Raw genomic sequence first — 22,399 nt, 5'->3', positions numbered from 1 at the left:
AAATGAAAAAGATTATTAAAGTTGAAGCAGTTGAAAAACATTTTGGAAATCAAGTGATTATCCCACCTCTTTCTTTAGATATTAAAGAGGGAGAGTTTTTAACAATTTTAGGGCCGAGTGGCTGCGGGAAAACGACTTTACTTCGTATGATCGCAGGATTTGAAACTCCAACTAAAGGGAATCTTTTATTAGATGATGAAAGAATTAACGATTTGCCGCCATATAAGCGTCATATGAACCTAGTGTTCCAACATTACGCACTATTCCCACATATGACAGTAGAGAAGAATATTTGTTTTGGTATGAAAATGCAGAAAGTATCAGCAGCAGAGCAGAAAGAGCGTGCTGAAGAGGCAATGCGTTTAACGCAGTTACTTGAGTTCCGTAATCGTAAACCTGCGAAGCTTTCTGGTGGACAACAGCAGCGTGTTGCAATTGCAAGAGCGATTGTAAATAATCCGCGTGTATTACTATTAGATGAGCCACTTGGAGCGCTTGACTTTAAGTTACGAAAAGACTTGCAACGTGAATTGAAAAACTTACAACGTAATTTAGGAATTACGTTCATATACGTAACGCACGATCAAGAAGAAGCAATGAGCATGAGCGATCGTATTGTCGTTATGAATAAAGGACATATCGAACAAATCGGAACGCCGAAAGAAATTTATAATAAGCCGAAAACATTGTTCGTTGCGACATTCATCGGTGAAAATAATATTGTGAAGAACGGGGAAGGCTATGTAGCAATTCGCCCTGAAAATGTAAAAGTACGTTCGGTTGAAGAACCAATTTTAAAAGAATACCATCTTGGACATATTGAAGATATTGAGTTTGTCGGAAATATGGAGAAGCTTTATGTACGTGATGAGAAAACATCAGAATTACTAATGGCATATCAAACTGCTGAAGAGGCAGCGCAGTGGAGCATTGGAGATAATGTATATGTAGGCTGGGAGCAAGAGGACGAGGTGACCTTAAATTGAAAAAAGGGAAATTACTCGCACTACCTACAGTCGCGTGGCTGCTAATTTTCTTCCTAATCCCGCTCGTATTCGTATTAGGATTCGCCTTCATGCAGCGCGGAGCTTACGGGACAGTAGAAATGCAATTTACGCTGGAGAATATATCCCGTGTATTTGATCCATTGTACTTAGGAACGTTATGGGAAACTGTTAAGATCGCAGTTATTACAACAGTAATATGTTTATTAATTGGTTATCCGTTTGCGTATACAATTACAATTGTTGACCGCAAATACCGCTCTATTCTTTTATTATTGGCAACGATCCCGTTTTGGATTAACTTTCTTGTTCGTTCATACGCATGGATTGTTATTTTACGTTCACAAGGTCTTGTGAATACGTTGTTATTAAAGCTTGGCATTATTAGTGAACCGTTAAATTTATTATATAATACTCCTTCTGTAATACTCGGAATGGTCTATTCTTTATTACCATTTATGATTTTACCAGTGTATGCAGCAATTGAGCAGCTGGATAAGCGTAAGCTAGAAGCGGCTTATGATTTAGGAGCAACACCAATAAAGGCATTTTGGAATATAACAGTGCCGATGACGATGTCAGGAATTGCGACTGGTTCTATTTTAGTATTCGTTTCTTCTATCGGAATGTTTGTTGTATCAGACGTGATGGGCGGATCGAAAGTAGCATTAATCGGAAACGTTATTCAAAATCAATTCTTAGGTGCACGTGACTGGCCGTTTGGATCTGCGTTATCGATTATCGTTGTTCTATTCTCTGTTCTGTTAATTTACTTATATTATCGTGCAACGAAAGTATATAAATATAATGAGAACGGAGGGGAATAGGCAAAGATGAAGAAGTTTTTAGTTTCTTATTCTTGGTTAATTTTGTTATTCTTGTATTTTCCAATGATGGTTTTAATGGTCTATTCTTTCAACGACTCTCGCATTAATGCGGAGTGGGAAGGTTTTACATTCCATTGGTATACAGATTTATTTCAAAAACAAGATGTTATTGATGCATTTGTAAATAGTATTACGATTGCAGTTATAACAACGATTGTGACAACGGTACTTGGTGTATTCTTTGCAATTGCTTTACATCGTTATAAATATCGTTTCGAAGGGGCTATTAATGGCCTTGTATATTTACCAATTTTAATTCCTGATATTTTAATGGGATTATCTTTACTAATTCTTTTCAGTCAGTTAGGAATGGAACTTGGACAAACAACGATTATTATTGCACATATTACATTTAGCATTTCGTTTGTTGTTGTTATTTTAGCTGCGCGTCTTTCAAGTATGGGACGTGACTTAGAAGAAGCTGCAAATGATCTAGGAGCAACGCCTTGGCAAACGTTTCGTTATGTAACGTTCCCAGCAATTGCACCGGGAGTTATTTCGGCAGCATTATTAACATTCACATTATCAATTGATGATTTTGTAATTAGTTTCTTCGTATCAGGACCAGGATCAACAACATTGCCACTATACATTTACAGTATGGTTAAGCGCGGAGTATCACCAGAAATTAATGCTCTTTCTACAATTTTAATTGTTGCTATCGTAGGATTAATGGTTCTATCTGAAATCTTCCGAAACAAAGGTGCAGATGGTGAAGAAAACTCTGGAGGACACCTTCCTTTATAATACGAACGATATAGAAAGTACAAGGGGGTAATAAACCGATGAAATTAATGAAAAGAATAGCTGGCGCAGCAATTAGCTTTAGCCTTGTTGCTGGTGTGCTTGCTGGTTGTGGTGAAAAGAAAGAAGAATTAAATATTTATAGTTGGGCTGACAATTTTGATGAGCAAGTGCTAAAAGATTTTGAAAAGAAGTATAATGTGAAAATTAACTATGACAAGTACGCAAGTAATGAAGAAATGCTTGCGAAATTACAAGCTGGTGGCGCAAAGTATGACTTAATCCAGCCGTCTGATTACATGGTTAAAACAATGGCGAAAATGGACTTATTAGCACCGTTAGATAAAAAGAATATCCCGAATATCGAAAACATGGTTTCTAATTTTAAAACACCTGCGTTTGATCCAGAGAATAAATATTCTTTAGTGTACACTTGGGGTGTAACAGGGATTGCATACAATAAAAAGTATGTGAAAGAAGCACCTACAAGCTGGGCTGACTTATGGAATGAGAAATATAAAGGACATGTAACGTTACTAAACGATTCTCGTGAAGTATTAGGAATGGGTCTTAAGAAGCACGGGTTCTCAAACAGTACGAAAGACGATGCACAATTAAAGACAGCAGCAGATGATTTAAAGAAGCTGCTTCCAAACTTATTAGCGTTTGATACAGATAACATTAAACAAAAATTCATTACAGAAGATGCTTGGATCGGAACAGTTTGGTCTGGAGATGCAGCATTTATCGCAAAAGATAATAAAGATGTAGAATATGTTGTACCAAAAGAAGGCGGCACAATTTGGGCTGATACGTTAGCAATTCCAAAAGGTGCAAAACATAAAGAGCTTGCTGAGAAATTTATGAACTACTTACTAGATGAAAAAGTAAGTGTGAAAAACTACGAGTCAATTGGTTACAGTAATCCAAATGAAAAAGCTCATCCTCTTCATAGTAAAGAATACCGTGATAATCACATGATTTTCTTAACGAAAGAAGAGTTAGATCGTACAGAATGGCTTGTTGATGTAGACGATAAGTTAAAAGACTATGATCGTTACTGGACAGAGCTAAAAACAAAAGGTAAATAAGCAAGGAAATGCGGTTTCTAAAGTAGAAATCGCATTTTTTCATAGTAGGAGGAAATCGTTTGAAGAAGAAGTTACATCAGTATGAGGTAATGTGTATCGGTTTGTTATTTGCTGTATTTGGTATTGTTGCTTGGCGCGTACATGCAGGTGGCGTTACAGTGATGGATACATATGTCCGTGGATTAGTAAGAGGGCTACAAACGGAAAGTTCTCTTACATTTTTCTCGTACTTTACAAAATTGGGATCAGCAATTGGGATAGTCGCTACGCTCGTTATAAGTTTGCTTGTTTTTTGGAAGAAGCGTTATTATGCTGCGATGATTGTATATCCAATGGGAATTTTAATAACACATCTTGTGAATAAAGGGATAAAAGAGATTGTAAAGAGAGAACGTCCGTCATTAAATGAAGCGCTAGATGCACTTGGATATAGTTTTCCTAGTGGACATGCAATGCTATCAATTATGACATTTGGATTTCTTACTTATATCATTGCTGCTAATTTGAAAAGCGTAGCTGGGAAATGTGTCACAACGATTTTGATGGGTATAGTAATTCTATCGATTGGATTAAGTAGAGTCATTTTAAATGTACATTACCCAACTGATATTTTAGCTGGTTACTGCGTAGGTGGTATTTTGTTAATTATCGCGATTTACTACCATCGTTTACTTACTGAGAGATTAGGGCTTAATAAAGAGAGATAGAAAAACGTCTGGAAAAACTATTATTATAGTTTTTCCAGACGTTTTTTGTTTATATCAAGATGTGATACAGTATAAGTGACAATTGAATTATGTAAAGTAGGTGAAAATGTGTGAAGACAAATGTACATAAAGTTGATAAGTGGGGGAAGTTAGGAGCCTTTTTGTATCAGTTTCGTTATACAGTAATTGTAGCGTTACTGTTGCTCGCAATCGCACTTGGGATTTTTGCTCCAAAGCTACCGGGAGTATTAGGTGGTGACGGTTTCCAAACGGAAGGCGACTATCAAAAAACGAAAGAAATTTTAGATAAAGATTTTAAGAAGTCTCAAGATACGCTGCTGCTTGTTTTTGAGAAAAATAAAGATGCTTCGCATGAGGAATTTAAAAAGCGAATAAATGAAATTGTAAAGAATGTTCAAGAGAAAGAGAACTATGAATCTTTCCATCACCCAATCCAAAATAAAGAAATGCTACAAGATGACATCGGCTATGCGACAATTTTATTTTCCGGGAAAACAAATAAGGAACGAATGGAAAAGACATTACAATTTGCTGATGAGATTGAGAAAGAAAGTAATATAGCATTAAAAGTAACACCTACAGGGTTTCCGAAAATTAATAAAGAGATTAATGAAAGAACGCAAAATGATTTAAAAGTAGCAGAGATGATTGGATTACCAATTGCGTTTCTTGTATTACTATTTTCGTTTGGTAGCCTTTTGGCATCAATTTTACCGATTTTGAATGGGGCGCTTAGTGTTATTAGTACGATGGGTATATTGTATTTCATCGGTGTTGATAAAGAACTATCTATTTTCGTGTTAAACGTTGCACCGATGATTGGACTTGCATTATCTATTGATTTTGCGCTATTATTTGTGAACCGTTTTCGAGAGGAAGTTGCTAAACGAACGGTAAAAGAAGCGATAGCAATTACATATCAAACGGCAGGACGTGCGATTGTATTTTCAGGATTATGCGTATTTGTTGGGTTATCCGGTTTGTTTTTCTTTAAGATAGATTATATTCAATCTGTCGCGATTAGCGGAATGATTGTTGTCATTATGAGTATTTTATTCTCACTCACACTTCTTCCAGCACTATTATCGTTAATCGGTAAAAGAATATTAAAAAAGAATCAAGTAGCACATACGCCGGCAAAAGCATGGCGTAAATTTGCAAAATTTGTGATGAAACATCCAATTGCAATGATTATTGTTGTTACAACATTTATTGTTATTTGCTTATTACCGTTACGTACAGCTAATTTGCAGTTCCCTGGTGTTGAAGCTTTACCTGAAAAGAGTGATACAAGGATTGCATATGAAAAGTATGAAGAAGCATTTAATGAAACTGTCAAAACACACGCTGATGTTACGTTAGTTGTAGAGACGAAAAAAGATATGAAAGAAAAAGAAAGTCTACAAAAGATAGAAGAAGTCGTTCAAAAGTTAAAAGGTGATAAGAAAGTACATGAAGTAAGAAGTTTATACGACGGGTTAACTGGAATGAAAGCAGATCAAGTTGTTGGAATGTTGCAGTCGCCAGAATCAGCGAAACTAACTCCTGTATTTGAAGCATACACGCAAGGGAATAAGACGACGATAGAAATATTTTTGAAAACAAAATCACGTACAGAGACTGCAAAACAGTGGGTACGTGACTTTAAAAAGAACTATAAAGAAACGGATGTTACGTATTATCTAGGCGGAATGACGACGTTTCAACAAGAATTAGAAGATGAAATTAAAGATAAAGTTGTAATTGGTATGTCTGTTATATTTGGATCGACCTTTGTTATATTATTATTTGCATTCCGATCTATACTCATTCCAATTAAGGCAATTGTTATGAATATACTTAGTTTAAGTGCAACCATTGGAATTGTTGTTTGGTTATTTGAAGGTGGTCATTTCGGTTTAGAAGCAAGTCCGGTTCTGTTTGTCTTACCAATCTTCATTTTTGGCCTCGTATTTGGGCTTAGTATGGATTATGAAGTATTTCTTATTTCACGTATTCATGAGCTCTATGAAGAAACAGGAGATAACGATCAAGCAACATTAGAAGGGCTCGTTTCAACAAGTAGAATCATTACATCAGCTGCTTTAATAATGATTGTTGTAACTGGTGCATTCGCATTTACTGATATTTTACCAGTAAAGCAGATGGGTCTTGGCGTTGCATTAGCAATATTTCTTGATGCAACAATTATTCGTCTTATGCTCGTACCAAGCTTAATGAAGTTATTTGGAGACTGGAACTGGTGGTTACCATTTCGAAAAAAACGAGAAAAATCATCGTAAAAAATGCTCATCAATATGATGAGCATTTTTTATGAATAGCAAAGCCTACATTTTGCAAATAGTATGTGATAAGAACATTACATAATAAGTAGGTGAAGGCAATGTTTCGTTATTTTAAGTTTAAGTTAAATGATACAGTACAGTTTGCCGAGAACGATGGGCATATGTATCGCATTGTCGGTTATCGGTTAGAAAAAGGATTTTATCCAAAAGATGAATGGACTCATATCATTTATGAACTACTTAGAGAATTTGACGGGTATACGATGGATGCAGAAGAGGAAGAACTTGTAAAGGTCGTTCAAGTAGAGGATGAGTATTACAAAATACAAGAAGTATCAGGTTATCGCTATCCAGTAAAAATGAAACAAAAACAACAAGTGATGAAAATAGAAAAGATGGACGATTTATTAGATGCTTACAATGATTATAAAAGGTTGGCGGATTTCTTTAAGGATTTATCGTATGAACAAAAAGCTGAAGAAGTATTGTTAGAAATGAAAAGACTTAGAGCTTGAGGGGCAGTCTATTATAAGACTGTCCTCTATTTTTGACGGTGCATCAAAGTGTGTTTTCCGTTACAATGAGAGAATCAATAGAAATAAGGTGATAAACAGTATGGAAACAAAGAAAAAGGGTGAATGGTGTGAAATTACCGTTCCAGCTAAATGGAATGGTATAAGTATTGAATCGGTATTAAAAGTAGAATGGGAAATACCGAAAAAGCTATTACATCAGCTTCGTATGGAAAAAGGTGTTACGGTTAACGGGGAACAAAGAAGATGGAATGAGCTTTTAAAAGAGAACGATAAGTTACAAGTCCATATGTTTGCGGAGGAAGAGTACGGTGTAGATCCAGAATATGGTGAATTACATGTAGTATACGAAGATGATCACGTACTTATCGTAAATAAACCAGAGCAAATGGACACACACCCTGCTGAAAAAGGTGGAACCGGGACGCTTGCAAATCTTGTTGCTTTTCATTTTCAAATGCAAGGTTTAGAGACGAAGGTGCGTCATATTCATCGTTTAGATAAAGATACGACAGGTGGTGTCGTGTTTGCTAAGCATAGAATTGCTGGTTCAATTATGGATCGCTTATTAATGGAAAGAAAAATTAAAAGAACGTACGCAGCGCTCGTTGAAGGGAAAGTAAAGAAGAAACAAGGAAAGATTGATGCTGCTATCGGAAGGGATCGCCATCATGCTACAAGGCGTCGTATTTCTCCAAAAGGTGACCAAGCTATCACATATTATAAAGTAGAAAAGTATTTTAAGAAGCAAAACACGACTCTCGTAACGTTACAATTAGAAACGGGTAGAACACATCAAATTCGTGTTCATATGAGTCATAATGGTAATCCATTAGTTGGGGATGTATTATATGGTGGACAAACAAAATATATGTCCAGTCAAGCATTGCATGCGATGAAGATACATTTTTTGCATCCAATTACGAAAGAAGCGATTGAAGTTGATGTGCCGTTTCCTACAAAGTTAAATAATAAAATAAAAGAATTTCAAAAAGAAAATGCGTAAAGTATAAGTTTTAACTTGAAAAAAGTAGTTTTTTGCAGGGATTTCTCTAAAAGAAGCGAAGCCGTTAAGAGAAAAGAGAGGTGAGAATCACTTGATTAAATATAAGTATGTACTGGGAATATTTTTCGCTTGTCTTTTACTTACTCTATTTCTCTATCCCTATTTACCAAATCGTATCGCAGTACATTGGAATGTAAATGGTCAGCCAAACGAGTTTATGAGTAAACAAGTCGTTGTAGCATTTATTCCCTGTTTTATTATTTTTTCATATGGATTTTTGTATATTATTTCACATAATATATTTAAGTTTAATGAAAGAGAGCATGGTATTATAGGCGGATTTATAAAGAAAATTACGTTGTTTATGTTGTTTATTCATACGCTTATCCTCTTTATTAATTTTGGGGATTTGATATCCTTTCAAACAGGATTAACGATTGGGATTAGTATGTTTCTTTTTATGCTGAGTAAAGAATTTAAGAAAATAAAAGGCAAAGAAAAAGAAAAAGATCCAATTAAATTACAAAAAATTTGTTTAGTGAGTAGACGGATTTTTCAAGTGATGGCATGTGGCATATTGTTTTCATTGTTTTTGAACTTAGAGTGGGGATTTTATGTATTGCTTAGTGTAATAAGCTGTGGATCTATGTTGTTTATGTTATATATTTTCTATTCATACATAATAGAAAGCTATGAAACTTAAAAAAGAGTCTTCTCATTATGAGAAGACTCTTTTAATCTATTTACTTCGTAATAAATTGTTGTGTCCAGTAGTTGCCGCTTTCTACATAACCAACACCGATGTGAGTGAAGCCGTTATTTAAGATGTTTGCACGGTGTCCAGCGCTGTTCATCCAAGCTTGTACTACTTCTTCAGGTGTACGTTGACCTTGAGCGATGTTTTCACCTGCAGATGTATAAGAAATACCAAATTTCTTCATCATGTCAAACGGAGACCCGTATGTAGGGCTGTTATGATCAAAGTAGTTGTTTTTTTGCATATCTTCAGACTTAATACGTGCTACTTTGCTTAATTCAGTATCGATTTTTAGTGCTGGTAAGCCTTGTTTTGCACGCTCAGCGTTTGTTAATTCAACAACACGTTGTTCAAACTCGCTTAAAGATTTTGCTTCTTCAGCAGGCTTTTGCTCAGCTGGTTTTTGTTCAGCAGGTTTTTGAGTATTGCTGTTTTCAGCAGGCTTTTGAGTTTCTGGTTTTTGAACTTCTTCAGCAGGCTTTTGCTCGGCAGGTTTTTGCTCAACTGGCTTTTGAGTTTCTGGCTTAGCTGTTGGTTGCTCAGTTACAACATTTTCAGTAGGTTGTTGACCAGGAATGAAGCAGTTTGGTTGGAAGTTTCCTTGTTGCCATTGTGCTAATGATTCAACTCCCATAGATTGTAAGAATGCTTGTAATTCTTGTTGGCTCATTTGTTTCATCATTACTTTTGAATGCTGAATATTTTGAACCTTTACGTTAGATGGTTGTACTGTTGCAGCTTGTGCATCTAGAGAAGATACTCCTAAAGTAAGAGCTGTTGCAGCAGCTACAGATAATAAAACACGCTTTTTCATGATGTGTGTCCCCCTATATAAAGTTTTAATTTGTTTTCACACGATTTGTTTTTGACAGCCTGTCTGACTGACAAATTCATCGTAGCATACAATTTGCGAGAAAAAAGATGGAAAAAAATTCATAGACTTTAAAATTACCTAATTTATCCTAAGAGAAGAAGGGAGCAAAAATAAGAGAAATATAGAGTATAAAAGGAATTTATAGTGTTTTTATACTTGGTTTTAAGAGGGGGTTTTTGGATAAAGTTACCTAAATAGAAAATGAAGAATCCTATTGTATCAATGGTTTGAACGTTTTTTTGAGGAATATAATGGATTGATTTTTACAAAACTGTAATGTTTCTGTTGTTCTTTTTTATAATAAAGTAACATATTTTTAATGTTGTAGCAGACAAAAAAGCGGCTATCTCTTTACATAGACGAAGGAGATAGCCGTTTTCCTATTATTACGTATGTTACGAGTTAGTTTCAATTGCTTCTAATAATAAATCCACAATGTGAATTCCTCTCATTTTATGAGAAAGCCCTTCTCGCTCAATACCCAATTTCATTTGTAATAAACAACCTGGATTTGCAGTAACAATGGTTGCTGCTTCTGTTTCATGCACACGGTCCATTTTGTAATCTAGAAATTCCATTGATAACTCTGAATGAACAATATTGTAAATACCAGCAGAGCCACAGCAGCGGTCGGCATCTTTCATTTCTCGATATGTTGCACCTTGGATAGCCTCTAGTAACATACGAGGTTCAGAAGATGTGCGCATAACATTGCGTAAATGACAAGAGTCTTGATACGTAATAACTTGCGGCGTGAGTCGTAAGTCAGTTCGCTTATGGAAGTCTAGTTCTACTAGTATAGCAGTAATATCTTTAATTTTAGAAACAAACTGCTTAGCACGTTCAGCCCAATCCGGATCATCTTTTAAAAGATAATCATAGTCTACGAGATAAGCCCCGCAACCACCTGCATTCGTAATAATATAGTCGATGTTTAAATCTTCGAATGCTTTTATATTTCGCTTTGCTAATTCTTTTGCTCCACTCTTTTCACCAGCATGTCCATGCAATGCACCGCAGCAACTTTGTGTTTTTGGAATAACGATATCACAACCAGCTAATTGAAGAAGTTTCATCGTTGCGTTATTTGTTTCTAAAAACATCGTATCCATTAAGCAGCCTGTGAAGAATGCAACTTGTTTTTTCTTTGTACTTTCTGCAGGTAAAAATGAAGGACGATCTTTCATGGCTTTCATTTTAGGGACTTTTGGTAAAACGAGATCCATCGTTGCAAGTGTTTCAGGGAATAACTTCATAATCCCTGTTTTATGTGTTAGCGTTTGTAAACCAGAACGTTGATAAAATCCGATTAGTCCAGTTAATGTTCTCATTCGATTTTGATGGGGGAATAGTCCTTCAAAAACGACTTTTCGAACAGCTTTCACTGGCACTGAGAATTTTTTATTTTGATTAATAATATCACGAGCTTCTTCTAATAAATGTCCATAATTTACACCAGATGGACAAACAGGTTCACAAGCACGGCAACCAAGACAAACGTTTAATGTATGTTCAACATCTTCATCTGGTTCGATTAAACCATCAACGACTGCTTTCATCAATGCGATACGTCCGCGTGGTGAATGTGACTCTTTATATCCGGATTGAATGTAGGTAGGACAAGTAGGTAAACAAAAACCGCATCGCATACAGTTTAGTAATTCATCTTCACTTAATCGTTCTTTAAATTCTTTTTGAATATTTTCTTTATTTAATGTGGTCATTGCTCAACCACCACTCTTTTTCGAGTGTCTTTCGCGAACATTTTTCCAGGATTCATAATGTTATTTGGATCGAAAGCTTGCTTTATTCCTTGCATAGCTGCAATACCTTCTTTACCTAATTTCATTTCTAAATATGGAGCTTTCATTGCACCAACACCATGTTCACCAGTAATTGTGCCACCAAGTTCAATTGCTTTCGCAAATATTTCAGCAAAAGCTTGTTCAGCTCGGTGCATTTCTTCTGCATTACGAGCGTCTGTCATACAAGTTGGATGTAAATTACCATCACCAGCGTGTCCAAACGTACAAATAGGAATATTATATTTTTTTGCAATGGCATTAATAGCTTCAACCATCGGAGCGATTTGTGAACGTGGTACAGTCGCATCTTCTAATATTGTAGTAGGTTTTAATCGTGCGAGCGCTGATAGAGCACTACGGCGAGCGGTACGAAGCGCATCTGCTTCTGTTTCGTCTTTTGCAATACGAACATCAACTGCATTCATAGAGCGGCAAACATTAGCCATGTTTTCAATGTCTCGATTGACTACTTCGGGAGGGCCGTCTTGTTCAATTAATAAAATTGCTTTTACATCTGTAGGTAAACCGATTTGCGCAAACTCTTCTACTACTTCAATTGTCGGTTGGTCTAAGAACTCCAGTGTTGCTGGAATGATTTTATTTGCAATAATAGAAGAAACAGCACGTGCAGCTTCATTAATATCTTCATATAGTGCAAGCATTGTTTTCTTTGTTTCAGGCATAGGAACAAGTTTTAATATAGCTTCTGTTACCACGCCAAGTGTTCCTTCAGAACCGATAAATAAACGAGTTAAATCGTAACCAGCTACATCTTTTGCTAATTTACCACCAGTGCGAATAATATCGCCATTTGGTAAGACAAGTTCAAGCCCCATTACATAATCACGTGTTACGCCGTATTTCAAACCGCGTAATCCACCTGAGTTTTCATTAATATTACCGCCGATTGTAGAAATTTTCATCGAGCTTGGATCTGGTGGATAAAATAAACCTTTTTCTTCTACCGCTTTAATAATATCAAGTGTAATGACACCTGCTTGTACAGTAATTGTTAAGTTTTCTTCATCAATTTCTAAAATATTGTTCATATGGCGGAAAATAAGGACGATACCGCCTTCAAGTGGACATGTTCCTGCGCAAAGATTTGTTCCAGACCCGCGCACATACACAGGAATTTTGTGAGTGTTACATACTTTTAACACTTCAGCTACTTCATTTGTATTACGAGGAGCAATGACTGCATCAGGCATTGCTTGGAAGTTTGGGGTGGCATCATAACTATAAGTTAAACGCCCCATATTGGATGTATCTACATTATCTTCGCCAACAATAGATACGAATGAATGAATAATTTGTTTTTCTAACATTGGAAATCCCCCTCAAACTGTTAACGTGTTTAGTTATAATAAACAACGTGGTAACAGTGCTTTCATTATAATGATAAAAAAGTCGAGGGATTCTTTCTATGTATAATCATCTAAAGATTAATCTGTTTTATCGTTCTTTTTTGTATGATCATCTAATAGGAGGAGTGCGAAGTATAAAACGTTTAAGTCTTTGAATTGTTTTGGATCAAGTCCTGTATGTTCTTCAATCTTTTTTAGCCTGTAATGTAATGTGTTAATGTGTATATGTAATTGTTTAGCCGTCTGTTTATAAGATTGGTTATAATCGATAAATAAGCGCAAAGTATGTATAAGCTCAGGAAATGATAATAAGTTTTCGATGGTACGCTCTAGAAATTGTTCACGCGTTTCGGCAGAAATATCTTGTAAACACATTTCTAAACGTAAATCTTCATTAAATACAATTTTTTTCGTTTCCAATGATACAGAAAGAGCGCGTAATGCTTGTTCGTAACATATGTTCATATTGTTTGAGGTAACTGTTCGTCCAATCCCGATATATAAAGAAATAGAAAATAAAGTTTCGCAGTCTTGTTTTAACCGTTTTAAAAATTGATAAGTTTGCTCTTTTGAGCTCGTTGCTGTAAATAAAATAAAACGATCATTTCCCCAACGAACAAATAGATGCTCTTTTGTTAAAATATTACGTATGTGTTGCCATATTTTACGCTGGAGCATCGTGTCATTTTTGCCAATAGAAAACAAAATAAGTTGTTTTTTCTTATATAAATCAATGCCAAGTGTTTTGGCGCGATCAAGAAAACTCGGGGACCACTCTGTATTTTGAAGCCAATCAAAGACAAAAGCTTCATAAGAACGGTGCTCAAGTTCTAGTTGCTCTAAAAAGTAGTTTTCATGAATTAATAATTCGGTCATCTTACGCAATATTTCTCCGTAGCGTGAGATATTTTCAGGTTCTCCTGTAATCCCAATGACACCAATTACTTCATCATGAAATAATAAAGGAAGATTCATCCCCGCCTTTACACCTTGCAATCGCCTTTCATCTTCTTTTGTAATGATGACGGTTTTCTTTTGTTTGGCGCAGCGGAGTGCACCTTCATGAAATTGACCAATTCTTTCTGTATCTGTACTTGCGATAATAACGCCTTCTATATTAATGATAATAATATTTTCTGTAATTAGTCTGCGTACTTCTCGTACAATTTTATTCGCTAAATCAGGAAATAGCATAATTGACACACCTCAAATTCTATTTGTTGTACATTATATATGTAAATTGAGTAAGAAAGGGAAATTTCACACTTTCCACACATTTATTTGTTATTTTACAATTATAACGAAATCATCCGAAGATGGAGGGAATCTTTTGAGAAAGTATGTTTTTCTTCTCTGTTTTTTATTTCTACTAGTAGGGTGTCAAGGAAGTTCATATACACCAATTGCTAAAGATAAAAATGTTATTATAACTACGAATATAAAAGAAGGCAGCATTAGTTTTATTGATAAAAAAGATAAAAAGTTAATTACGACATGGGAACTAAATGAGCCAATGGCCGGAATCACACTGCTTCCAAATGGCGATGAAATACTTGTATACGGTAAGCAATTAGAATATATGTATGTATATTCACTAGCGGAAGGAAGGCAAGTGGGAAAATATAAAACTGGAAAGGGCATTGTAAATGTGGTCGTATCAGCAGATAAAAAACAATTATTTGCTGCTGATCAAAATGTTCAAAAGGTAAGGTTCTTTACGATAAATGGGAAAGAGACAGGAAGTGTTTCAACAGGAAAAGGGCCTATAACGATGGTAGAGTATCAGAATCGGTTATCTGTACTAAACTTTTATGATACGAAACTAACGACAATTGATACGAAGAAAAAAGAAGTTATTCAATCCTTTATGATTCCGCCAGCATCAACAGGAGCGACGATTAGTCCTGATGGGAAAGAAATATGGATTGGCGGACATGGTGATGGAAATCAAGTAAATGAGAAAGTGTTAGTGTATTCTTTACAGAGTGGAGAAATGGTGCGTTCTTTACACGCTCCATTTATGCCTGTGAATATAACGAAGGATAGTAAGTACGTATATGCACTCAGTCATGGGTCGAATACACTTAGAAAGTTTGATATTAGCACATATAAAGAAATAGCTTCTGTAGAAGTAGGGTCGAATCCATTTGCATTTTTTGAGAGCGGAGCAGAAGGGTATGTAGCCAGTTATGATAGTGATGAAGTGTGCGTTATAGATATGAAGAATTTGAAAATAAAACAAACAATTAAAGTCGGAAAAGGACCGTTTCAACTCATAGAGAGGGAAGGGAAGGACAATGAATAAATATAGAGTGCTAGTTGTAGATGATGAAAGTGATATGAGACAGCTTGTTGGAATGTATTTGGATAACTTTGGATATGAGTGGGGAGAAGCTGAGAATGGAAAAGAGGCTCTTAAAAAACTAGAAACGGATCATTATGATTTCGTTGTATTAGATATAATGATGCCAGAAATGGATGGACTTTCAGTTTGTAAAGAAATTAGAAAAACGTCAGATGTGCCGATTATATTTTTAACGGCAAAAGGTGAAGAGTGGAATAGGGTGAACGGCTTACGTATGGGAGCAGATGACTATATTGTAAAACCGTTTAGTCCTGGTGAATTGGTTGCCCGTATGGAAGCTGTGCTAAGAAGATATACAAAGCAAGAACAGCAAGAAGAGATTCAATTTGGACCAATTCTTATCAATGAAAAAAGTAGACGAATAGAGGCGGGTGGTGAGCCGATTTCTCTTACTGTAAAGGAGTTTGATTTATTATATTTTCTTTGCCAACATACAGGACAAGTATTTAGCCGGGAGCAATTACTTGAAAAGGTATGGGGATATGATTATGCCGGAAGTACAAGAACGGTAGATACGCATGTGAAAACGATGCGCTTGAAGCTTGGAGAAAGTGGAAACTACATTCAAACTGTTTGGGGTGTAGGCTATAAATTTGAGGTGTAACGTATGTTTACGATGGTACAAAAACTTTGGCTTACAGTAGTATGTGCAGTATGTGTAACAGTGTCCTTTCTTTATTTCGTATCTTTATACTCGTATGAAAAATTATACGTTGATAATTTAAAAGCTTCGTTAGTAATGGAAGGAAAAAGTCTTGCTGCTCAATATGATAAGCGTGAAGGAATATCAACTTTTGAAGAGAAAGTAAGATCGTTTGATCAAATATCTAGTTCAGACGTTATTTTCGTGTCTAATCCGCGTGATTTAAGCGCATGTTTGCCTTTTGATGTGCATCATCATTCTCTTATAAGTGAAGGAGATAGGCAAACGCTATTAGACGGGAAAACTGTGACAAAAATAGGATATGAAGAACATTTTGACCGTAATATTATGGGGGTTGTCATCCCTGTATTGGAAAATAAAAAATTAGTCGGAATTGTCTATTCGTATATTCCTTTAAAAAGTATAAAAGATTTAATCTATGATATGGGTCTTATTTTAGCACCGTTAGCAATTGCTATGATTTTAATTACGATATGGGTTGGAAGGAAAATTATAATTGCAATTACGAAGCCACTTTCGCAAATGGAGCGGGTTGCAAATCATTTGGCTACGGGAGATTTTTCGGAGCGGATTACAGTTTCTTCAGAGGATGAAATTGGACGATTAGGAAAAGCATTTAATAAAATGGCAAATTCATTAGAAACAGAAGATGTAAAGCGTAAGGAATTTTTAGCAAATGTTTCGCATGAACTTAGAACACCACTTAGTTATATAAAAGGGTATAGCGAGGCTATTTTAGATGGTGTTGCAAAGGGACCGCAGCAGGAAAAAGTAACGCAGCTAATTCATAAAGAAGCAGGTCGTATGCAGCGTCTCGTTCATGACTTGTTAGACTTAGCACAATTAGAAGGTGAGCACTTTCCGTTAAAGAAGCAACCTATCGTTTTTTCACAGCTGATTGAAGACGTATTAGATACCTATGAGATTAAGTTTATAGAAAAGGAAATTCATATTTCAACCAATTTAAATCCAGAGGTCATTGTCATGATTGATGAGGATCGTATGCAACAAGTGCTTCATAATGTGTTAGATAATGCGATACGGTATACAAATCAAAAAGGAAATATCGTTATAACTTTAGAGCAAATCGATGATTACTGTGAATTAAAAATAAAAGATACAGGAATTGGTATTGATATAGAACATTTGGAGAATCTTGGAGAACGCTTTTACCGAGTTGATAAAGCGAGAAGTCGTCAACACGGTGGAACAGGTTTAGGCCTTGCTATTGTGAAACAAATTGTTCATATACATGGTGGACAGTGGAAAATTGAAAGTGAAAAAGATAAGGGAACAACGGTTATTATTAAACTGAATGTACAGGATGAGGGGAGCATGTTCTAATTTTTAGGACATGTTCTTTTTATTGAAGAAAATATTTATCCCGCTATTCGCCGGGCAGTAAGACACTCACCTCAAAATTCAACGGAAGCAAAGAAGTTAGGTGGAGGCCCTGCTGCCCGTAAAAGCCCGATTGGTGAGAGCTAATAATCAGTGGGCGATGAACAAAACCTCCACTGATTAAAGTTTCACTTTATACGTAAAAATATAAATTAATATGTAATAAATATCGAAAATTTGACTATTTTATGAACAAAACATTTGTACTTCTTATCAATTCGGTCTAAAATAGTTATGATGCAAAGTTCTTATAAATCGTTTCAATTGTTGTTTGGAAGATACTGAGGTGATTTAACTGGAGTACAAATCTATTAAACCGAAAAAAATTTACGAAGAAGTATCTGAAGCTATTTTAACAATGATTAAAAATGGTACGTTAAAACCTGGTGACAAACTACTCCCTGTGCATCAATTAGCTGAGCAGTTTCAAGTTGGCAGATCTGCTGTTCGTGAAGCGCTAAGTGCGCTAAGAGCGATGGGCTTAATTGAGATGAAACAAGGAGAAGGTACATATGTGAAGAACTTCGATTCTTCTTCATTAACGAAATCATTAAACAATAGATTATTAATGAAGAAAGAAGATATTTTGAATTTATTAGAAGTACGAAAGGTGCTTGAAGTGGGGGCAGTTCGAGTAGCGGCGGCAAAACGTACGGAAGATAACTTACAAAATATGAAACATTGGTTAGATGAAATGGCAAAGAGCATTGGAGATGAAAAGGCTGGCGAAAAAGCCGATTTTCAATTTCACATGGGAATTGCAGAGTCTTCGCATAATAACATTTTGCTTGAACTCATGAATCATGTTTCAGAGATGATTGCTGAAACAATTGGTGAATCAAGACGCATTATTTTATATGGTGAACAAACGACATCAGAACGACTTATAGAAGAGCATCAAGTTATATATGATGCGGTGTTAAAACAAGATGTAGAATTAGCGCAGCAAGCAATGCTAGATCATTTAACAAATGTAGAACATATTGTCACAGGTAAAAACGATATAAATTCGTAATTTAATCTTTTAAAAATTTAATTTTCTGATAAAATAGAGAAAGATTAAGTAAGCGTTTTCTTTAGAAGAGGGAGAGGATAGGCCATGGTTGAGCCTATTTCTTCTCTGCTAAGTCATCTGATGACCATATGTTTGTTGGTGAAGTTGTAAAAAGGGGGAGTAATAGTTATGAAAGTTACTTTATTTGTTACTTGTTTAGTCGATATGTTTGAAACAAATGTCGGCAAAGCAACAGTTGAAGTGTTGGAGCGTTTAGGTTGTGAAATTGAATTTCCAGAAGCACAAGTTTGTTGTGGGCAGCCTGCTTATAATAGCGGCCATGTAGAAGCAGCAAAAGAAGCGATGAAACATATGATTGAAACTTTTGAAGATGCAGAATATATTGTTACGCCATCTGGTTCTTGTGCGACAATGTTTCATGAGTATCCGCATGTTTTCAAAGATGATCCAAAGTGGGCTAAACGTGCACAAAAAGTTGCTGATAAAACTTATGAATTTACACAGTTTATTGTAGATGTTTTAAAAGTTACAGATGTTGGTGCAAGTTTACCAGGGATAGCTACTATTCATAAATCATGTCATATGACGCGTATGCTTGGAGTAAAAGAAGCACCAGGAATTTTATTATCAAATGTAAAAGGATTAACTGTGAGAGATTTGCCAAACGTGCAAAATTGTTGCGGGTTTGGGGGAACGTTTTCAGTTAAGATGACTCCAATTTCTGAGCAAATGGTAGACGAAAAAGTAGATAGTGTCATGGAAACAGGTGCAGATTATTTAATCGGTGCAGATTGTGGGTGTTTGTTAAACATTGGCGGACGTATTGAGCGTTTAGGAAAAGAAGTAAAAGTAATGCATATTGCTGAGGTACTGAATAGTCGCTCATGAAGGGGGAACATAAGCTATGTCTATGAAAATCAGTGAGAAAAAATTTAATGATCGCGTTGGTGATGGAATTCAAGATTCGTTTATGCGCGGAGCAGTATCTTCTGCACAAACGCGTTTATATACGAATCGCTTAAAAGCTGCAGATGAATTAGGAAACTGGGAAGAGTGGCGTGAACTAGGTGAACAAATTCGTCAACATACGTTAGAAAATCTGGATTATTACTTAATGCAGTTAAGTGAAAATGTATCAAAAAGAGGCGGACACGTGTACTTTGCGAAGACGAAAGAGGAAGCTGCAAAGTATATTCAAGACGTTGCCAAAAAGAAACAAGCGAAAAAAGTAGTAAAATCAAAGTCGATGGTAACAGAAGAAATTAGTATGAATCATGCGCTTGAAGAGATTGGCTGTGACGTATTAGAGAGTGACTTAGGAGAGTATATCTTGCAAGTAGATAATGATCCACCTTCACATATTATTGCACCTGCACTTCATAAAAATAGAACGCAAATTCGCGATGTATTTAAAGAAAAGCTAGGCTATGAAAATTCTGATGACCCATATGAAATGACAAAGTTTGTTCGTAAACAACTTCGTGAGAAATTTATGGATGCAGAAATTGGTGTAACTGGTTGTAACTTTGCTGTTGCCAATACTGGATCTCTTTGTTTAGTAACGAATGAAGGTAATGCAGATCTTGTTATGTCAATTCCTAAAACACAAATTGCGGTAATGGGTATGGAACGTATGGTTCCGACAATGGAAGAATTAGATGTTTTAGTTGGTTTACTATGTCGTAGTGCAGTAGGTCAAAAATTAACAAGTTATGTAACAGTAGCAGGACCAATTCAAGAAGAGGAAGTTGATGGACCTGAAGAATTCCATTTAGTGGTTGTTGATAATGGTCGCTCTCAAATTCTTGGATCTGAATTCCGTTCCGTATTACAATGTATTCGTTGCGCTGCTTGTGTTAACGTATGTCCTGTATATCGTCACGTTGGTGGACATTCATATGGATCGATTTACTCAGGACCAATCGGTGCGGTATTAACACCGCTTCTAGGTGGATATGATGATTACAAAGAGCTTCCTTATGCATCTAGTTTATGCGGAGCATGTACAGAAGCTTGTCCAGTAAAAATTCCGTTGCATGATTTATTATTAAAACATCGTCAAGTCATCGTTGAGCAAGAAGGTCGTGCACCACTTGCAGAAAAACTAGCGATGAAAATGTTTAGTATGGGTGCTTCTTCAGCTGCTTTATATAAAATGGGTTCAAAAATGGCACCAGCGGCAATGAGTCCATTTACATCTGGTAATCGTGTATCAAAAGGTGTTGGACCACTTAAAAACTGGACGGATATTCGTGAATTCCCAGCTCCAAGTAAAGAACGATTCCGTGATTGGTATAAAGATCATAAGAAAGGCGGGGATAAATAATGACAGGATTAATTCAAAACCGTGATGCCTTTCTAGATAACATTGCAAAAGAACTTGGGCGCGCACGTAAAACAGAAGGTGTAGAGCGTCCAGTATGGAAAAGTAATGTGAATATAGAAACGTTAAAAGATTATTCACAAGAAGAATTACTAGAAGTGTTTAAAAAGCAATGTACAAACATTCATACAACTGTAGTAGAAACGACAAATGACCGTTTAGGTGAAGACCTTCAAAAAGTAATCATGGAAAACGGCGGGGGACCTATTTTATTATCAGCAGATGATCGTTTTGATGCATATGGTTTAACATCTTTATTTAAAGAAGAACTTCCAAAGCGAGACGTTGAAGTAAACGTATGGGATCCAGAGAGAAAAGACGAAAATATGCGTTTAGCTGAAAAAGCGAATATTGGTATTGCATTTAGTGATTATACATTAGCCGAATCTGGTACAATTGTTGTACAAAGTCATAAAGGGCAGGGACGTTCTTTACACTTTTTACCGACTGTATATTTTGCTATTATTCCACGTGAAACACTTGTGCCTCGTATTACACAAGCAGTTCAGGATATGAACTCACGCGTAGAAAATGGGGAGACAGCGGCATCTTGTATTAACTTTATTACAGGGCCAAGTAACTCGGCTGACATTGAGATGAATCTTGTTGTCGGAGTACATGGACCATTAAAAGCAGTATATTTCATCGTATAAAAGAGGGGAAAGCAGGCCGGAAAATGGCCTGCTTTTTTAGTAGAATAAAGGATAATATGAAGTAGAAGTTCTCTCCTTTTTTTGCTATGTTTTTTGGGAAAGGAGAGGAAGGGATGTTCACTTATTTATATGCACTGTTAGCAGGGATGGTGTTTGGTTCTTTTTTTATGTTAGTTGCGGTGAGGGTTCCATTAGGTGCGTCTATTATTACCCCGCGTTCACATTGTTATTATTGCAAATATGTGCTAAGGCCAAAAGAACTAATCCCCATCATTTCATTTTATATACAAAGAGGCTGTTGTACGAATTGTAAGAGGAAAATTCCAATTATATATGTAGCATTTGAATGTATAACAGGAAGTATATTTCTTCTTACCGTGTATATGATTGGAATAGAACGAGAACTTATTATCATTTTATCCCTTTTTTCGCTACTTCTTATTATTTCAGTTACAGATTACTTATATATGTTAATTCCTGATTGTATTTTAATTTCGTTTGCGGTTTTACTCATTCTCGAAAGTGTTTTTGTACAATTAGTTACTTGGACAGATAGTATAGTTGGTAGTGGTGTTATATTCCTTTTGTTATATTGCATGCAAAAGATATATCCAGAAGGGCTTGGCGGAGGAGATATAAAACTACTTTCGTTACTTGGTTTTATAGTAGGAGTGAAGGGAGTTTTTATCGTTTTATTTTTAGCATCTTGTTTTAGTCTTTGTTTTTTCGGGATTGGTATCGGATTAAAACGTATAGAAGTACGAAAGCCAATTCCATTTGGTCCTTTTATTAGTTTTGGGGCAATGTGCTATGTATTAGCTGTTTATTCAAATTAGA

Annotated in this window: 21 protein-coding genes; 17 read left to right on the top strand and 4 right to left on the bottom strand. The window is 35.7% G+C overall.

Annotated features, from left to right (window positions below):
• The first annotated feature begins 2 nt into the window (after nucleotides 1–2).
• From potA to IQ781_RS08990, 9 genes are all read left to right on the top strand, one after another.
• Entirely contained in the window at nucleotides 3–986 is a 984-nt protein-coding gene (gene potA / locus IQ781_RS09030; protein ID WP_000720333.1) for a spermidine/putrescine ABC transporter ATP-binding protein PotA, read from the top strand.
• On the top strand, nucleotides 983–1,831 hold the full coding sequence (gene potB / locus IQ781_RS09025; RefSeq protein WP_000715500.1) for a spermidine/putrescine ABC transporter permease PotB: 849 nt from the start codon (nucleotides 983–985) through the stop codon (nucleotides 1,829–1,831). The genes potA and potB overlap by 4 nt, the downstream gene beginning before the upstream one ends.
• 6 nt (nucleotides 1,832–1,837) lie before the next feature.
• Nucleotides 1,838–2,638 (top strand): spermidine/putrescine ABC transporter permease PotC, encoded by an 801-nt coding sequence (gene potC / locus IQ781_RS09020; protein WP_000714192.1) that lies wholly within the window; start codon nucleotides 1,838–1,840, stop codon nucleotides 2,636–2,638.
• A 38-nt stretch (nucleotides 2,639–2,676) separates the two neighbouring features.
• The gene (gene potD, locus IQ781_RS09015; RefSeq protein ID WP_000772484.1) at nucleotides 2,677–3,726 is read left to right on the top strand and encodes a spermidine/putrescine ABC transporter substrate-binding protein PotD; all 1,050 of its coding nucleotides are present in this window, start codon (nucleotides 2,677–2,679) and stop codon (nucleotides 3,724–3,726) included.
• Between the two features lie 59 nt (nucleotides 3,727–3,785).
• On the top strand, nucleotides 3,786–4,433 hold the full coding sequence (locus IQ781_RS09010; protein ID WP_000727792.1) for a phosphatase PAP2 family protein: 648 nt from the start codon (nucleotides 3,786–3,788) through the stop codon (nucleotides 4,431–4,433).
• A gap of 110 nt (nucleotides 4,434–4,543) precedes the next feature.
• On the top strand, nucleotides 4,544–6,736 hold the full coding sequence (locus tag IQ781_RS09005) for an MMPL family transporter (RefSeq protein WP_139847178.1): 2,193 nt from the start codon (nucleotides 4,544–4,546) through the stop codon (nucleotides 6,734–6,736).
• Nucleotides 6,737–6,837: 101 nt separating this feature from the next.
• A complete protein-coding gene (locus tag IQ781_RS09000) occupies nucleotides 6,838–7,254 on the top strand; it encodes a hypothetical protein (RefSeq protein WP_000490301.1) in 417 nt (138 codons plus the stop codon).
• Between the two features lie 100 nt (nucleotides 7,255–7,354).
• Nucleotides 7,355–8,278: an RluA family pseudouridine synthase gene (locus tag IQ781_RS08995; protein ID WP_000448351.1), complete on the top strand. Its 924-nt coding sequence runs from the start codon at nucleotides 7,355–7,357 to the stop codon at nucleotides 8,276–8,278.
• A gap of 91 nt (nucleotides 8,279–8,369) precedes the next feature.
• A complete protein-coding gene (locus IQ781_RS08990; RefSeq protein WP_065212140.1) occupies nucleotides 8,370–8,981 on the top strand; it encodes a DUF1648 domain-containing protein in 612 nt (203 codons plus the stop codon).
• 40 nt (nucleotides 8,982–9,021) lie between these two features.
• Here the strand turns inward: IQ781_RS08990 and IQ781_RS08985 are convergent, their stop codons facing one another.
• From IQ781_RS08985 to IQ781_RS08970, 4 genes are all read right to left on the bottom strand, one after another.
• Nucleotides 9,022–9,849 carry a CAP domain-containing protein gene (locus IQ781_RS08985; protein ID WP_065212139.1) on the bottom strand — a complete coding sequence of 276 codons (828 nt, stop codon included), beginning with the start codon at nucleotides 9,847–9,849 and terminating at the stop codon, nucleotides 9,022–9,024.
• Nucleotides 9,850–10,304: 455 nt separating this feature from the next.
• The gene (locus tag IQ781_RS08980) at nucleotides 10,305–11,633 is read right to left on the bottom strand and encodes a (Fe-S)-binding protein (protein ID WP_000209620.1); all 1,329 of its coding nucleotides are present in this window, start codon (nucleotides 11,631–11,633) and stop codon (nucleotides 10,305–10,307) included.
• On the bottom strand, nucleotides 11,630–13,042 hold the full coding sequence (glcD, locus tag IQ781_RS08975; RefSeq protein WP_000890755.1) for a glycolate oxidase subunit GlcD: 1,413 nt from the start codon (nucleotides 13,040–13,042) through the stop codon (nucleotides 11,630–11,632). The genes IQ781_RS08980 and glcD overlap by 4 nt, the downstream gene beginning before the upstream one ends.
• A 117-nt stretch (nucleotides 13,043–13,159) precedes the next feature.
• A complete protein-coding gene (locus IQ781_RS08970) occupies nucleotides 13,160–14,275 on the bottom strand; it encodes a CdaR family transcriptional regulator (protein ID WP_139847177.1) in 1,116 nt (371 codons plus the stop codon).
• A gap of 136 nt (nucleotides 14,276–14,411) precedes the next feature.
• Here IQ781_RS08970 and IQ781_RS08965 point away from each other — a divergent pair, with 136 nt between their 5' ends.
• The 8 genes from IQ781_RS08965 to IQ781_RS08930 all read left to right on the top strand — a co-directional run bounded on the left by IQ781_RS08965 (nucleotide 14,412) and on the right by IQ781_RS08930 (nucleotide 22,398).
• Nucleotides 14,412–15,386: a YncE family protein gene (locus IQ781_RS08965; RefSeq protein WP_001234154.1), complete on the top strand. Its 975-nt coding sequence runs from the start codon at nucleotides 14,412–14,414 to the stop codon at nucleotides 15,384–15,386.
• On the top strand, nucleotides 15,379–16,050 hold the full coding sequence (locus tag IQ781_RS08960) for a response regulator transcription factor (protein WP_001046398.1): 672 nt from the start codon (nucleotides 15,379–15,381) through the stop codon (nucleotides 16,048–16,050). Before IQ781_RS08965 ends, IQ781_RS08960 begins: the two co-directional genes overlap by 8 nt.
• Nucleotides 16,051–16,053: 3 nt before the next feature.
• Entirely contained in the window at nucleotides 16,054–17,454 is a 1,401-nt protein-coding gene (locus IQ781_RS08955) for a sensor histidine kinase (RefSeq protein ID WP_000494796.1), read from the top strand.
• Nucleotides 17,455–17,869: 415 nt separating this feature from the next.
• Entirely contained in the window at nucleotides 17,870–18,526 is a 657-nt protein-coding gene (locus IQ781_RS08950) for a FadR/GntR family transcriptional regulator (RefSeq protein ID WP_000594450.1), read from the top strand.
• A 168-nt stretch (nucleotides 18,527–18,694) separates the two neighbouring features.
• Nucleotides 18,695–19,414, top strand: a complete 720-nt coding sequence (locus IQ781_RS08945; RefSeq protein ID WP_000869148.1) for a (Fe-S)-binding protein — start codon at nucleotides 18,695–18,697, stop codon at nucleotides 19,412–19,414.
• A 16-nt stretch (nucleotides 19,415–19,430) separates the two neighbouring features.
• Nucleotides 19,431–20,852 (top strand): LutB/LldF family L-lactate oxidation iron-sulfur protein, encoded by a 1,422-nt coding sequence (locus IQ781_RS08940; protein WP_063220229.1) that lies wholly within the window; start codon nucleotides 19,431–19,433, stop codon nucleotides 20,850–20,852.
• On the top strand, nucleotides 20,852–21,562 hold the full coding sequence (locus IQ781_RS08935) for a LutC/YkgG family protein (protein ID WP_000147187.1): 711 nt from the start codon (nucleotides 20,852–20,854) through the stop codon (nucleotides 21,560–21,562). Before IQ781_RS08940 ends, IQ781_RS08935 begins: the two co-directional genes overlap by 1 nt.
• Before the next feature lie 113 nt (nucleotides 21,563–21,675).
• Nucleotides 21,676–22,398: a prepilin peptidase gene (locus tag IQ781_RS08930; RefSeq protein WP_016124301.1), complete on the top strand. Its 723-nt coding sequence runs from the start codon at nucleotides 21,676–21,678 to the stop codon at nucleotides 22,396–22,398.
• Nucleotide 22,399: the final 1 nt, after the last annotated feature.

The sequence above is a fragment of the Bacillus sp. N447-1 genome (assembly GCF_022701035.1).
Classification (GTDB): Bacteria; Bacillota; Bacilli; order Bacillales; family Bacillaceae_G; genus Bacillus_A; species Bacillus_A cereus.
The sequence above is the reverse complement of the archived record's forward strand: the minus strand, read 5'-3'. Positions and strand labels throughout refer to the sequence as shown.